Raw genomic sequence first — 15,213 nt, forward strand, 5'->3', positions numbered from 1 at the left:
ACCGGGCACCAAAACGCGGCCAGTAGGGCGATGCAGATCACTCGGTTGCGCATTTTACTTCCCCCTGGGCGAGGAACCGACCGGTTCCTCTCTGGTCATTTAATACCGGATCTTTCTTGCTGCTATTTGAAGGTGCATCCTTTATCCCGTCGCCGGCCAGGGTGTCGGGGGCTGGCGATTTTTCATGCTCTGAAACAACCGAGATCGGCAGAGGGATGCGAATTGTGAAAGCTGAGCCTCGCCCGTATTCGCTGTCGACCTCGATGCGGCCGCCCATCAATTCGCAAAACCTCCGGGTTATGGCGAGGCCAAGACCCGTCCCTTCGAACTGACGCGTAAAGCTGCCGTCCACCTGCCTGAATTCCTCGAAAATAACATGCTGCTGTTCGGGGGTGAGGCCGATGCCAGTATCGGTTACCTTGACGGTCAGGAGCTTATCTCCCTGGGCAATGTCGAGGAAGATGGTTCCGTTGTTGGTGAATTTGCCGGCATTGCTCAGCAGGTTGAGCACCGCCTGCAACAGCTTTTCCCGGTCAAGCTCCAACTCCTGGGTGACGTGCAGCCGGGTTTCGAGCTGGTTTTTGTTGCGCTGCAAAATCGGCTGGACAGTTTCGGCTGCCTCCTGGGCCAGCTGCCGAAGATCGACCATTTGGAGCTTGAGTTCCATGCGGCCTGCTTCGATCTTGGACAGGCGCAGAATATCGTTGATCATAGAGAGCAGGCGTTTGGCGTTGTTGGTGATGCGCTCCATGTCGCGGATATTTTCGTCCATCCCCTCCACTTCCAGCTCTTCGCGCACCACGTCCGCGTAGCCGATGATCGACTGCAGCGGGGTGCGCAGCTCGTGGCTCATGTTGGCCAGAAACTCGGACTTGTGGCGGCTGGCGCTAAGTGCTGCGTCCCGGGCCTGAACCAGTTCCTGGGTGCGGAGGGCCACCTCGGTCTGCAAAATTTCCCCATGCTGGCGAAGCTGCTGGTCCTGTTCTTCCAGGGAGCTCATCATGCGGTTGAAAACCCCGGCCATGTGGGTGACTTCGTAGGCCCCCTTCAGGTCCGCGTGGACATACCTTTTCTGCTGCTCCGCCTCTCCCATCAGTGATGCCAACTCGGAGAGCGGCCGCGTCAATCTTTTGATGGTGAGGTTGAGAATAAGGAGCAGAAGCACGGCGAAGCTCAGGCCGATGGCCAGGTTGTTGGCCAGGATTTTGACATTCAGGGCGTGCAGGGCGCCCTTGTTCATGGTGACGTAAGCGTACCCGAGAAATTCCCGCGGCGGAGGGTCCAGCTGGAAGGGGGAGTCTTCCGAGTCGCCGACAGCGGGGGAAGTGCCGGCATAGACCGGGGCGAAAAAATGCCAGGCGAAATGCGTTTCGTTGGCAAGGATCGGCTCCTGGAGGCCCGCCGCGGGATAGGGCGGATGGCTGGCGTCCTGGTTGCCCGAGACGATCAGCGCTCGGCCCTGGACATCGAATATCCCGGCCTTTTCCACGTTGGGAAATCCCATGATGGCCTGGAGGGGCCTTTCCGCGTTCTCCCGACTGGCATAGAGCAGCGCCAGGGTGCTTTGCCCGGCCAGGGCGTCGGTGATTTGGAGCCCCTGGGCGACCATCTGGGCCTGGGCCTGGCGGCTGGTGACCCACGCGGTGGTGAGCGCCGCCGTCAGGGCCAGGCAGAGGATGCCAAAGGTCACCACTCCGAGAAGCCGCGTGCGGAAGCTTGCCCAAATTTTCATTTCAGTCAGGCGCTTGATCATGTTTGATCATTTCATCGTGACGGAAAAACCAGATCGAAATTTTCCTGCTGCCTCGGGGTAAAGCGCAAACCGAGATGAAAAGCCGTGCGCAGGTTCACGGCGATATCCAGATTCTCCAGCGGGGCCACCCCGGCCGGATGGGGGCCGTTCAGGGCCACTTTTGCCAGCTGCTGCCCCATGCCGAAATGGTTGGGGAGCACCGAGAACAAGGCTCCGCGCTGGGCATGCGGAGGCTTGCTGGAGAAAACCACGAATTCCTTTTCCCAGGCGGCCTGAAGCACGATGGGCAGAATCACGTCATCGTCGGCCGTAACGTTGTCCAGCGGGAGCCAGATGGCCTCGGCGGGACCGCGGATGGACTGAAGGATTTTTCGGTACTTGTGCACCGCGTCCCGCAGGTCGTTGACCTGGTAGGTCGAGAGGGTAAGACCATGGGCGCGGGCTGCCGTTTCGGCCTTTTTGATCAGCCATTGGTTTCTTTCCGTGTGGACCACATGTACCCGGCTGACGTTGGGGGCGAGCTCGTTGAGGTGGCGAAACAGGACCGCGGGTTCGGGGGAGAGGCTGATGCCGGAGACGCTGCCGGGGGCGATGGGGAGCGCGCCGATAATCACCGGGCGCTTGTCGCCGAGGGATTGGGCGGCCATCAGCCCCTGCCTCCCCAGGGCGATGACCGAATCCACCCCTTCATTCTGGAGCCAGAATTCCAGGGCTCTGGCGTCGGGCGTTTCGGGCAGGGCGTAGGTTTTGACCACCGTGCCGGGCTGGGCTTCAATGCCCCTGATGATGCTTTGGAAAACTGAATAGTAGGGTTCTTTGATTAACGGATAGAGAACGGCAACCCTTGCTTCCGCCCAGCCGCAGGACGGCCCGGGGAACAGGAGAAGAATCCAGGCTAGAAGGCAGAAGCCCAGAAGTTGCCGGAGAAAAACCATGCAGTCAGCCCAATTGAGGTGGTGAGGGGAGCGGCCAGAAGGGATTAAGAGGCCTCGTCCGAATCTCTCATGGCAGGCCTGTTTCGTCAACATTCTGCCAATCAAGGCAATGTCAAAACTTCAGCTGCAACATGCTCCGTATGGGAGTAAGAGCATGATTCGCGCCAAATATTAAAAGGTCAATGAATATTGTTGGTTGGCGCCGAAAGATCACCCGCCCCCGTGGGGGGGAGGGGCGGTCGGATCGGGCGTCTGGGGCCGGGGAGGGCGGTCAGCGCCCTGCCGAAACTGCAGCGGGGGGACTCTCGCCGGGGCCGGCAAACCAGAAGTCATTGTTGCTCAGGGGGTCGCGAAAGCGCGTCTTGGCCCCGGTCTGGACGGGATGCCGATGCTCGCGGGGGTCGCCCTCGCGCAGCAGGCGGTCGACGGTCAGCAGGGTGCCGACCAGGGGACCGTGTTTATCGAGGGCCTGCAGGGCATAGGCGGAGCAGGTGGGATACATGGGACAGCGCGGGCCGTCGACCGGAGAGATGAATTTCTGGAAAAAGCGCACCCCGCCGCGCAGCAATCCCGGGCTATCCGCTGCCCCCGGGTATTGACCGGCGCTCTTGGGAGCGCTTTGCTCCTGCCAGGGGCCCCAGTCGGTGGCCCCTGCAGGATGCCGGGACAGCGCCAGGAGGATCAGCAGCAGCACCAGCCGGTTCACGATTCCTCCTCGGGGTCTTCCCGGTCCTTACCCGCTGACTCGTTGCGCAGCTGCTCCCAGTAGCGCATCCGCTCGCCGATCATTTTTTCGTAGCCATGGTCGGTGGGCCGATAAAAGGTGGTTCCCCGCAGCTGCTCCGGGAGATGCTGCTGGGGGGCGAACGCCCCCTGGTAGTCGTGGGCGTAGCGATACCCCTTGCCGTAGCCCAGGTCCTTCATGAGCCCGGTGGGAGCATTGCGGATGTGCAGCGGCACCGGCAGGGCCCCGCTCTTGCGCACCTCGGCCTGGGCCTGGTTGATGCCCATGTACGAAGCGTTGCTCTTGGGGGCCGTGGCCAGGTAGGTGACCGCCTGGGCGAGGTTGATTCTCCCTTCGGGAAGGCCGACGAAATGGACCGCCTGCTGCACGGCCACGGCGACCTGCAGGGCCCGCGGGTCGGCGTTGCCCACGTCTTCGGAGGCGAAAATGACCATGCGCCTGGCGATGAACAGGGGATCTTCGCCCGCCTCGAGCATCCGCGCCAGCCAGTAGAGCGCCGCGTCGGGGTCCGATCCGCGCAGGCTCTTGATGAAGGCCGAAATCACATTGTAGTGTTCCTCGGCCCCCTTGTCGTAAAGCAGGGCTTTTTTCTGCAGGGCCTCCTGCACCGCCTCCAGGGTGATGGCGCCCCGGCCGACGGTGGCTGCCGCCACCTCGAGGGTGTTGAGGGCGATGCGGGCGTCGCCGCCCGCCTGCTCGGTGAGAAAATCGAGCGCCTGCGCCTCCAGGGTGTTGCCCCGACCGCCCAGCCCGCGGGGGTCGTCCAGTGCACGTTCGAGCAGGACGGCAATCTCTTCTGCAGCCAGGGCGTTGAGGACGAAAACCCTGGAGCGGGAAAGCAGGGCGGAATTGACCTCGAAGGAGGGATTTTCCGTGGTCGCGCCGATCAGGGTGATTTCGCCCCGCTCCACATAGGGGAGAAAGGCGTCCTGCTGTGCCTTGTTGAAGCGGTGGATTTCATCGACGAAGACCAGCGTCTTGCGACCGTGGTAGGCCTTTTCCTCCCGCGCCTGCTGCACGATCTCCCGCAGTTCCTTCACCCCCTGGAGCACGGCGGAGAAGAACACGAACCGGCTTTTCGTGGAGTTGGCGATGACCTGGGCCAGGGTGGTTTTGCCGGTGCCCGGCGGCCCCCAGAAGATGACCGAGCTGAGCTGGTCGGTCTCGATCAGCCGGCGCAGCACCTTTCCCTCTCCCAGCAGGTGGCTCTGGCCCACCATCTCGTCCAGGGTCCGCGGGCGCAGCCGCTCGGCCAGCGGGGCGCTGCCGTTGTTTTTATCCGCCTGTTCAAAAAGATTCATGCAGAACCGACTCGTCTTCGTTTGCTGGGGGAGTGGCGCGGGGTTTTCGTAATGTAATGGACCTTAGCACATCCCCGGCCGGGCAACAAGCTCATCGCTCCCTAAGTGGCTGATAGATGATAGACTTTACAGCAAGGCCTGTGGTATGTTGGGCTCTTCGTTTAGGGGGTGTGCAGATGAAGCGGATCGGCATCTATGCCAAGCGTCACAATCCCGATGCGGTCAGGGTGGCCAGAGAGGTGGCCGGCTGGCTGCAGGAGCGCAAAATAGAGGTGTTCATCGACGAGGCGCTGGCCGAGGAGATGGGGGACGTGCGGGGCTACCCCGGCGGCTCGATCCCCACCATGGTCAATCTGATCATCGTGCTCGGCGGCGACGGCACGCTGATATCGGTGGCCCGCCAGGTGGGCGACCTGCGCACGCCGATCCTCGGGGTCAACCTGGGCAGTCTCGGCTTTCTGACGGAAACCACCCTCAAGGAGTTCTACCCGATCCTCGAGCGGGTGCTCAAGGGGAATTTCAAGGCCTCCGAGCGCCTGATGCTCGAGGCCGTGGTGCGCCGCGAAGGGAAGGAAGTCGGCCGCTTCCGGGTGCTCAACGACGTGGTGATCAACAAGGGGGCCCTGGCGAGGATCATCGACATGGAGGCCTGGGTCGACGATGACTACCTCACCACCTACAAGGCCGACGGGCTGATCATCTCCACCCCCACCGGCTCCACCGCCTATAACCTGGCGGCCGGCGGGCCGATCATCTATCCGGGGGTCCAGTGCCTGGTGATTTCGCCGATCTGTCCCCACATGCTCACCAACCGGCCGATCATCGTCTCCGACGAGGCGCTGATCCGCATCGAGGTCAAATTCCAGGACGAGGACGTGGTGTTCACCGCCGACGGCCAGGTCGGTATGCCGCTGATCGGCGGCGACGTGGTGGAAATCCGCAAATCCAAGAGCAGCACCCTGCTGATCAAGAGCCCCAACAAGGACTATTTCGAAATCCTGCGCACCAAGCTGCGCTGGGGGGAAAGGTAGAACACCCGTGACGGGTGAAGGGCCGTGACTCGTGACTCGTAAAGGGCTCAAAGGCCGTGACTGGTGAAGGGCCGTGACTCGTGACTCGTAAAGGGCTTAAAGGCCGTGACTGGTCACGAATCACGAGTCACGAGTCACGAGTCACGAGTCACGAATCACGAGTCACGAGTCACGAATCACGAATCACGAATCACGAATCACGAATCACGAATCACGAATCACCGCCTTTATGCTTTCAGAGCTGATCATCAAGAACATCGCCATCATCGACCGGCTGCAGGTCGCTTTCGGGGCCGGGTTCAACGTGCTGACCGGGGAGACCGGCGCCGGCAAGTCGATCATTATCGACGCCGTAGGCCTGTTGCTGGGCGACCGGGCCAGGCCTGAACTGATCCGCAGCGGCGAGGAGGAGGCGGTGGTCGAGGCGCTGTTCGATCTTCGCGGCATGCCGGGGGTGCGCGACGCTTTGGCCGAGGCCGGCCTCGAGGAGGGCGACGAACTGGTGGTCAAGCGCTCCATTTCCCGTTCCGGCCGCAATCGGGTCTACCTGAACGGGTCGCTGGCCACCCTGGGGCAGCTGCAGCCGCTGGCTGGGCAATTGATGACGATCTACGGCCAGCATGCCTCCCAGGGCCTGCAAAGAGCCGACCTGCATTTGGATATGCTCGACAGCTTCGCCGGGCTTGACGGCGAGCTGGGGAATTACCGGGAACTCTTCCGCGAACTGCGGCAGCTCAATGAGCGCCTGCAGCGCCTCGATGAGGCCGAGCGGGAGCGGCAGCACCGCCTGGACCTGCTGGGCTTCCAAAGTTCCGAAATCGCCGCCGTCTCGCTCAAGCCGGGCGAAGACGCCGACCTGGCCGCCGAGCGACTGCTGCTGCAGAATGCCGGCAAGCTCGCCGCGGCCACCGAGGGGGGCTACGAGCTGCTCTATGCCGGAGAGGGGGCGGCCTGCGAACGGCTCGGCAGGGTTGCCGACGATCTGGCGGCACTGTCCAATATCGATCCCCAGCTCGGTCAACTGGCCGAAGCGGTGCGCGGCGCACTCTTTACCGTGGAGGATGTCGCCGAGCAGTTGCGCGGCTATGCCGGGCGGGTCGACTTCGAGCCGGGCCGGCAGGATGAGGTCGAGTCGCGCCTGGCTCTGATCTCGGGGCTCAAGCGCAAATACGCACCGACTCTCGAGGAGATCCTGGCCTACAAGGAGAAGATCGATCAGGAGATCGAGGAGCTCTCCGACGTCGATGCCGCCCGCGAAGGGCTCAGGAAAAAGATCGCCGTCGCCCGCCAGGGGTTGGAGCGGGCCGGGGCCGGGATCTCCGCGCGCCGCGCCGAGGCGGCCCGGCAGTTGGCCGGAAAGGTCGAACTGGAGCTGCGCGATCTGGCCATGGCCAAGGCCCGGTTCGAGGTGCGACTCTCGCCCCTGTCCGAGCCGGGCCCCACGGGTCTGGAGCGAGGCGAATTCTTCCTGGCGCCCAATCCCGGCGAGGAGCCCAAGCCGTTGGCCCGCATTGCTTCCGGGGGCGAGCTCTCGCGCATCATGCTGGCGCTCAAGAGGGCCGCGCCGGGCGGGGAGGACATCCCCTGCCTGATTTTCGATGAGGTCGACGCGGGCATCGGCGGTGAGGCGGCGACCGCCGTTGGCGAAAAGCTGCGGGGCGTGGCCGTCGGCCGCCAGGTCCTGTGCATTACCCATCTGCCCCAGGTGGCGGCCTACGGGGATCGGCACTACCGGGTGGAGAAGCGCGAAGAGCACAATCGTACCGTCACCCGGCTGGTGTTTCTCGAAAATGAAGAGCGGGTGCGTGAAATGGCACGCATGCTGGGCGGTGCCCGGGTGACCGAGCGGACCCTGGAGCATGCCCGGGAGCTGATCGCCCACAGTCTGTCCGCCGCCTCCTGAGGCCGTATCTACAACCGCACGGAACTTTACGGAGTTGCCATATGATCCGCCGCGCCCGCATCCCCGACGCCAAAGCGATTCAGAACCTGCTCATCACCTATGCGAAGGACGGGCTGATGCTGCCGCGCTCCCTTTCGGATATCTATGAGGGGATCCGCGATTTCTACGTTTGGGAGGAAGGCGGCGCGGTGATCGGCACCGTCTGCCTGCAGATCTGCTGGGAAGATCTGGCCGAGGTGCGTTCGCTGGCCGTGGCCGAGGGGCACGAGGGGCGCGGCGTCGGCCGCCGGTTGGTCGAAGCCTGCCTGCAGGAGGCGCGGGCGCTTGGCCTCAAGCGGGTCTTCGCCCTGACCTACAAGCCGGTGTTTTTCGGCAAACTCGGCTTCCACGAGATCGAAAAATCGGAACTGCCCCACAAAATCTGGCGCGACTGCATGAAGTGCGTCAAGTTTCCCGAGTGCGACGAGATCGCACTGAGTATCGATCTGTAGTTTGGTTCAATATTTGCAAAAGCTCGTCAATCGAAACCAAGTCCCACGCCATGACGATGGCAACCTGAGTGTCGGATCCCCTCGCTGCCGGGAGGTTCGGTGCGCCTAAAACCTTGACCCTGGAGCCGTGAGTTCCTGCCGGGCATTAGCGCAAGTCATTGACCTGCCTAAGCGTTAAAAAAATCACCGACGAACCTACGGGGGCGCCTCAGATTTTTTGAAACCCTTATTCAGGCCAAGCACTTACACTCTTTTCCCGCCCCGAACCCACGGATTCAGGTTGACAGCAAGACGGACGGTGAACTATTAGTTATAAGTTGCCGATCCTGAATGTGAAATTTGCTGTTAATCCGGGAGGGCCACTTGTCCGCCAAGAAGTTTACCATTCTGATCATACCCGAGGGCTCCCACCGGGTGCGTCGTTTCAACCTGCGGCGCGGATTGCTGGGAACTGTTCTCTGTTTCGGCCTGCTGTTTATGGTCGGCGTGTCTTTGCTGGCCTTCGATTATTTCCGGGTCAATTTCGACCGCAAGGAACTGGTGCGACTGCAGACCCAGGCCTCGGCCCAGCAAAAGGAGTTGCGCCGACTGGCCGTCAGGCTGGCCGATCTGCGCCAGGAGATGGTGGTGCTGGCCCAAAATGACGCCAAGGTCCGCGTCATGGCCAAACTGGCCAAACCCAAGGCCGACGCCATGAACGGCGTGGGCGGCCCCCCCGAAGAGGATGTTTCCGCGGGGTTCTCCGAGCTGCAGCAGCAGATCGACCAGATGGTTCGCGCCATCGACCTGCGTCGTGAAAGCCAGGAGGAGATCCAGGGCTTCCTCAATGACCAGCGCTCCCTGCTGGCGGCCAAGCCCCAGGGAATGCCGGTCAAGGGGTGGGTGACCTCGGCCTTCGGCGTGCGCCGCGACCCCTTCAACGGCGCCCGGAAAATGCACGAAGGCGTGGACATCGCCTCGCGTACCGGGACCCCGGTCTTCGCTACCGCCGACGGCATCGTCACCCAGGCCGAAACCGTCTCGGGGTACGGCAAGCTGGTCGTCGTCGACCACGGCTACGGCTTCAAGACCTACTACGGGCATAATTCGAAACTGTTCGTCAAGGTTGGTCAGCGGGTCAAGCGCGGCGAGAAGGTCGCCGCCGTCGGCAACACCGGCCGCTCAACCGGCCCCCATGTCCACTACGAAGTGCGCCGCAACGGTGTCCCCCTCAATCCCCGCAAATATCTCTGATTTCAGCCGCAACTCGCAACCCCGGCCAGGCGCCGGGGTTTTTTGTGCCCGCAGGCAGCGCACCCGGGTCTTCGTCCTGTCTTTGTCCTTGAGGGGGGTGGGGCTTTATGTTAATATTTTCCCCTTTTTCGGGAGATGTCTCCCTGTCCGGCCGCCGGTTCGCGACGGTCGCGTTCAGCCGCATACGGAGTGTTAAATGATCGGTCCGCTTATCCGAAAAATCGTCGGCAGCAAAAACGAGCGTGAGCTCAAACGGCTGCAGCTCATAGTCCAGAAGATCAACACCCTCGAACCCTCCATCTCCGCATTGAGCGATGCTGAGTTGGCGGGCAAAACCGCCGAATTCCGCCAGCGCCTCGCCCAGGGGGAGACCCTCGACGACCTGCTCCCGGAAGCCTTTGCCACGGTCCGCGAGGCGGGCAAGCGGGTGCTCGGCATGCGCCACTTCGACGTGCAGCTGGTCGGTGGGATGGTTCTGCATGCCGGCAAGATCGCCGAGATGAAGACCGGCGAGGGCAAGACCCTGGTCGCCACCCTGCCGTCTTATCTCAACGCCCTGGCCGGAAAAGGCGTGCACGTCATTACCGTCAACGACTACCTGGCCCGCCGCGACTCCGAGTGGATGGGGCGGATTCACCGCTTTCTCGGCCTGAGCGTCGGGGTCATCGTCCACGGGCTCAACGATGCCCAGCGCAAGGAAGCCTACGGCTGCGATATCACCTACGGCACCAACAACGAGTTCGGCTTCGACTACCTGCGCGACAACATGAAGTTCGCCCTGCAGGACTACGTCCAACGCGACCTCAATTTCTGCATCGTCGACGAGGTCGACTCGATCCTCATCGACGAGGCGCGCACCCCGCTGATCATCTCGGGCCCCAGCGAAGCCTCGAGCGAACTCTACTACACGGTTAACCGGATCATTCCCATGCTCAAGAAGGGGGAGGTGATCGAGCACCGCGACGGCAAGATCGGACCGGCCAGCAAGGAATACACTGGCGATTACACCGTCGACGAAAAGGCCAAATCCTCGACCCTCACCGAAGAGGGGGTGGCCAAGGTCGAGAAACTGCTCGGCGTCGACAACCTCTACGAGCCGCGCAACATCGAGCTGCTGCACCACGTCAACCAGGCCCTCAAGGCCCACGCCATCTTTAAGCGCGACGTAGACTACGTGGTCAAGGACGGCGAGGTGATGATCGTCGACGAGTTCACCGGTCGGTTGATGCCGGGGCGGCGCTGGAGCGACGGCCTGCACCAGGCGGTGGAAGCCAAGGAAGGGGTCAAGATCGAGAGCGAGAACCAGACCCTGGCCACCATCACCTTCCAGAACTACTTCCGCATGTACGACAAGCTCTCGGGCATGACCGGAACCGCCGACACCGAAGCGGCCGAATTTCACGAGATCTACAAGCTCGACGTGGTGGTCATCCCCACCAACCGGCCGATGGTCCGCAACGACCAGGCCGACGTCATCTACAAGACCGAAAAGGAGAAATTCAAAGCGGTCATCGAAGATATCGTCAGCTGTCACGGGAAGGGCCAGCCGGCCCTGGTCGGCACCATCTCCATCGAGAAATCCGAAGAGCTCGCCGAGATGCTGCGCAAGCGCGGCATCCCCCATAACGTGCTCAACGCCAAGCACCACGAAAAAGAGGCGGAGATCGTCGCCCAGGCCGGGCGCCGCGGAGCGGTGACCATCGCTACCAACATGGCCGGCCGCGGTACCGACATCATCCTCGGCGGCAACCCCGAGATGCTCGCCCGGCGCGAGTCCGCCGCGGCCGAAGACGCCGAGGCCGCCTATGCCGAGGCGCTGAAGAAATACCAGCAGCAGTGCGCCAGGGAGAAGGCCGAGGTGCTCGAGGCCGGCGGCCTCTATATCTGCGGCACCGAGCGCCACGAATCGCGGCGCATCGACAACCAGTTGCGCGGCCGCTCCGGACGCCAGGGGGACCCCGGCGCCAGCCGTTTCTTCCTCAGTCTCGAGGATGACCTGCTGCGCATCTTCGGTTCGCAGCGGGTGGCCTTCGTCATGGACAAGCTCAAGATCCCCGAAGGCGAACCGATCGAGCACGGCATGATTTCCAAGGCGATCGAGAACGCGCAGAAAAAGGTCGAGGGGCACAACTTCGAGATCCGCAAACATCTCATCGAGTACGACGACGTCATGAACCGCCAGCGCGAGGTGATCTACAACCAGCGCAAGGAGGTGCTGGCCGGGGAGAACATCCGCGAGACCGTCGAGGGGATCATCGATGAGACGGTGGAGGACATCATCGCCACCTTCTGCCCGGAAAAGACCCAGCCCGCCGACTGGAACTGGAGCAGCCTCACCGAGGACGTCTTCAACCAGTTCAGTATCCAGCCCGAGTTGCCGGAACCCGATGCCCCCGGGCTGACCCGCGAGAGCCTCGAGCAGAGCCTCAAGCAGCAGGTGATGGGGCGTTTCGCCGAAAAGGAAGAGGAGTTCACCACCCCGGTCATGGAGCACCTGATGAAGGTGCTGCTGCTGCAGAGTATCGACTCGCAGTGGAAGGACCATCTGCTCTCCATCGATCACCTCAAGGAGGGGATCGGCCTGCGCGGCTATGGCCAGAAGAACCCCAAGGAGGAGTACAAGCGCGAGGCCTACTCGCTGTTCATGGCGATGATGGGGCGTATCCGCCAGGAGGTCCTGCAGAAGCTCTACCGGGTTCAGCTGCGCCGCGAAGAGGACGTCGAGCGCATGGAGGCCGAGCAGCGCAAGCGCCGCCTGGTGCTCAACCGGGTCGGTGGCGAAGAGCAGCCAAAGGCTCCGGTCACCCGCGAGGAAGAGAAGGTCGGGCGCAACGACCCCTGCCCCTGCGGCAGCGGCAAGAAATACAAGAAATGCTGTGGCCAATGAGTGGCAGGCAGTCTGGGCCCAAGGAGGGCTGAATGATGACCCCGGCGGTCGAAAAAGGCCGGCTGCCGGCGGTCCTGGTGGTCGACGACGCGCCGTTTTTCCGGCGCCTGGTCGTCGAGCTGCTGGAGGGACGCGGCTATCCGGTGGTGGAGGCGGGCGACGGGGAGCAGGCCCTGGGGGTGCTGGCGCGCCGGGATATCGCCGTGGTTCTGACCGACATCGAGATGCCGGGTCTCAGCGGTCCGGCCCTGCTGCGGCGGATCAAACGTCTGCACCCGCTGGTGCAGGTCATGATCGTCTCTTCGCACCATGATTTCGAAGCCGCCCGCCAGGTGCTGCGCGACGGCGCCCTGGACTATCTCACCAAACCGATCCAGGAGCCAGACCTGTTCGAGGCCCTGGAACGGGGTGTCAAGGCCTACCGGGAGGCCCGCAACGCCGCGGTGCTGAGACATGAAGCCCAGCGGCGCTTTTCCGACCTGATTCTGCTGCGTGAGATCGGGGAGACGGCCAGTTCCCGGGACAACCTGCAGTTCGTCTTCGAGAAGGTGCTCGACTCGATTACTGCCGTGCTCGAGGTGGAGATTGCCTCGGTCATGCTGGTCGACGAGGACGGTCTGCTGAGAATCGGCGGCGCCAGAGGGCTCCCCGCCAAGGTGATCGAAACCGCCCGGGTGGCACCGGGCGAGGGGATCTCCGGGCATGTGCTGGCCAGCGGCACGGCGGTGCTGATCGACAATCTCGAGAACGACCGGCGCTTCGCACCCTGTGCCGGTTCCGAGCGTTACCGCAGCGGTTCGCTGCTTTCGGTGCCGCTGCGCTGCCGGGACAAGATCCTCGGGGTGATCAATGTCAACAACAAGCACTCCGGAAGGGCGTTTTCCGCCGCCGACCGGGATCTGCTCGGTACCGTCGCCCACCAGACGGCGTTGGCCATCGAGAACTTCAAGCTGGTCTCCAGCCTGCGTCTCCAGACGCGCCAGCTCGAGGAGGCCAACCAGCGGCTGGTCAGTTTCAACCAGACCCGTTCCCGCCTGGTCTGCAATCTCTCCCATGAACTCAATACGCCGTTGACCACGATCCTGGGGTTTTCGGATTTGATCCTGAATTTCGCCGAGCAGATCGAAGCCGGCGACCTGCGTGACTACCTGGGCAAGATCCACCGGGAAAGCCGCCACATGGAGCGGCTGATTGCCGGGATGCTGCGGCTGTTTACCTTCGATTCGGGGCAAGAGGAGTGGCGTCCAGCGCCGGTGTCCCTGGGCGAAGTAATTCAGGGTGTGCTTAGCGAAGAACAGACGAGGATTGCCGCCCTGCAGCTGCAACTGCAGTTGCAGCTGGCACCCGAAATGGAGCCGCTGTATGCCGACCCCGGCAAGGTCCGGCTGCTGGTCGGCTCCCTGGTCGATAACGCCATCAAGTTCAACCGTGCCGGGGGCGTGCTGTCGATCCAGGCGCAACCCCGCCTAGTCGAAGGGCAGAACCGCGTCTACCTGCGGGTGCACAACGACGGGCGGAGCATTCCCCCGGAAGCGGAGCAGGATATTTTCGAGCAGTACACCCAACTCGGCGATATCGACACCGACAAGCCCCAGGGTGTGGGAATCGGTTTGGCGATCTGCAAGGCGATCGTTTCCCGAATGAATGGGCAGATTTATCTCGAACCTCCCGCCGGGGAAGGCACGACTATGGCCGTCATGCTTCCCGCCGGGGATAATTACGGAGTCTCACGTCATGGTGACTAAGGGGAGCAAGACCATCAAGGGATTCAAGTTCAGCGCTCGGGCCGCGGGCATCAAAAAGTCCGGCAAGCCCGATCTGGCCCTGATCTATTCAGAAGTGCCGGCCCGCTGCGCCGGGGTGTTCACCACCAACAAGGTGGTCGCCGCCCCGGTGGTGGTGAGCGCGCCGAGAATTCGTCGGGGAAGCTGCCAGGCGGTGCTGGTAAACAGCGGCAACGCCAACGCCTGCACCGGCGAGCAGGGGCTGCGCGACGCTCTGCGCTGCGGCGAGTTGGCCGCCGGGGCGCTCGGGCTGCCCGAGGACCTGGTCGCCGTCTCCTCCACCGGAGTGATCGGCCTGCCCCTGCCCATGGACAAGTTCGAGCGCCACATCGGGCAACTCGCCGGGGACCTGCAGGCCGGAGCCGTCGAGGAGGCCGCCGAGGCGATCCGCACCACCGATGCGTTCGCCAAGCTCTCCGCCGCCGAGGGTGAGGCCGACGGCAAGCCCTACGGGGTTCTCGCCATGGCCAAGGGGGCCGGAATGATCCACCCCAACATGGCAACCATGCTGGCCTTCGTGATGACTGACGCCTGTGTGGAGGCTGGGTTCCTCGACCAGGCCCTGCGTACAGCGGTCGACGGCTCGTTCAACAGCATTACGGTGGACGGGGATACCTCGACCAACGACATGGTGCTGGTGCTGGCCAACGGCCTGGCCGAAAACCCCGAAATCGTTGCCGGCACCCCCGCGGCCGAAGCCTTCCAGGGGCATCTCTCGAGGGTGCTGCTCGAGCTGGCCAAGATGATCGTTCGCGATGGCGAAGGGGCCACCAAGGTTGTTGAAATCGCGGTCAAGGGGGCGGCCGGCGCTGCCCAGGCCAAACAGGCGGCACGCAGCGTGGCCACCTCGAGCCTGGTCAAGACCGCCTTTTTCGGCGAGGACGCCAACTGGGGGCGGATCATCGCCGCCGTCGGCTATTCGGGGGCCGACGTCGACCCCAACCGGGTGGATATCTTCTTCAACGAGGTGCAGGTGGTCAAGGACGGTCTCGGCACCGGAAAGGAACTGGAGGCCAAGGCTACCGAGGTCCTGAAAACTCCCGAGTTCACCGTCACCGTCGACCTCAAGCTCGGTGAAGGACAGGGGCGCTATTACACCTCGGATCTCACCTACGACTACGTCAAGATCAACGCTGATTATCGGTCCTGA

At 63.0% G+C, this 15,213-nt stretch carries 11 protein-coding genes; 7 read left to right on the forward strand and 4 right to left on the reverse strand.

All coding sequences use genetic code 11. The features are described 5' to 3' along the window. Positions 1-37: 37 nt before the first annotated feature. From DESUT3_RS07430 to DESUT3_RS07445, 4 genes are all read right to left on the reverse strand, one after another. Positions 38-1,753 (reverse strand): sensor histidine kinase, encoded by a 1,716-nt coding sequence (locus DESUT3_RS07430; protein ID WP_221251833.1) that lies wholly within the window; start codon positions 1,751-1,753, stop codon positions 38-40. A gap of 11 nt (positions 1,754-1,764) precedes the next feature. Continuing rightward, entirely contained in the window at positions 1,765-2,508 is a 744-nt protein-coding gene (locus DESUT3_RS07435; protein WP_221251834.1) for an ABC transporter substrate binding protein, read from the reverse strand. 451 nt (positions 2,509-2,959) lie between these two features. After that, a complete protein-coding gene (yidD, locus tag DESUT3_RS07440; RefSeq protein WP_225911650.1) occupies positions 2,960-3,394 on the reverse strand; it encodes a membrane protein insertion efficiency factor YidD in 435 nt (144 codons plus the stop codon). Then, positions 3,391-4,734 (reverse strand): replication-associated recombination protein A, encoded by a 1,344-nt coding sequence (locus DESUT3_RS07445; protein WP_221251835.1) that lies wholly within the window; start codon positions 4,732-4,734, stop codon positions 3,391-3,393. The genes yidD and DESUT3_RS07445 overlap by 4 nt, the downstream gene beginning before the upstream one ends. 176 nt (positions 4,735-4,910) lie before the next feature. Between DESUT3_RS07445 and DESUT3_RS07450 the strand changes: the two genes are divergently transcribed. The 7 genes from DESUT3_RS07450 to argJ all read left to right on the forward strand — a co-directional run bounded on the left by DESUT3_RS07450 (position 4,911) and on the right by argJ (position 15,213). Continuing rightward, on the forward strand, positions 4,911-5,765 hold the full coding sequence (locus tag DESUT3_RS07450; protein ID WP_221251836.1) for an NAD(+)/NADH kinase: 855 nt from the start codon (positions 4,911-4,913) through the stop codon (positions 5,763-5,765). Positions 5,766-5,994: 229 nt separating this feature from the next. Then, positions 5,995-7,668: a DNA repair protein RecN gene (gene recN, locus DESUT3_RS07455; RefSeq protein WP_221251837.1), complete on the forward strand. Its 1,674-nt coding sequence runs from the start codon at positions 5,995-5,997 to the stop codon at positions 7,666-7,668. A gap of 41 nt (positions 7,669-7,709) precedes the next feature. Next, positions 7,710-8,159: an N-acetyltransferase gene (locus DESUT3_RS07460; RefSeq protein WP_221251838.1), complete on the forward strand. Its 450-nt coding sequence runs from the start codon at positions 7,710-7,712 to the stop codon at positions 8,157-8,159. Between the two features lie 363 nt (positions 8,160-8,522). Then, on the forward strand, positions 8,523-9,392 hold the full coding sequence (locus DESUT3_RS07465) for a M23 family metallopeptidase (RefSeq protein WP_221251839.1): 870 nt from the start codon (positions 8,523-8,525) through the stop codon (positions 9,390-9,392). 196 nt (positions 9,393-9,588) lie between these two features. Then, the gene (secA, locus tag DESUT3_RS07470) at positions 9,589-12,279 is read left to right on the forward strand and encodes a preprotein translocase subunit SecA (protein ID WP_221251840.1); all 2,691 of its coding nucleotides are present in this window, start codon (positions 9,589-9,591) and stop codon (positions 12,277-12,279) included. 32 nt (positions 12,280-12,311) lie between these two features. Beyond that, positions 12,312-14,024: a hybrid sensor histidine kinase/response regulator gene (locus DESUT3_RS07475; RefSeq protein WP_221251841.1), complete on the forward strand. Its 1,713-nt coding sequence runs from the start codon at positions 12,312-12,314 to the stop codon at positions 14,022-14,024. Then, complete coding sequence (gene argJ / locus DESUT3_RS07480; protein ID WP_221251842.1) at positions 14,014-15,213, forward strand: bifunctional glutamate N-acetyltransferase/amino-acid acetyltransferase ArgJ; 1,200 nt, start codon at positions 14,014-14,016, stop codon at positions 15,211-15,213. Before DESUT3_RS07475 ends, argJ begins: the two co-directional genes overlap by 11 nt.

Source organism: Desulfuromonas versatilis (assembly GCF_019704135.1).
Lineage (GTDB): Bacteria > Desulfobacterota > Desulfuromonadia > Desulfuromonadales > NIT-T3 > Desulfuromonas_A > Desulfuromonas_A versatilis.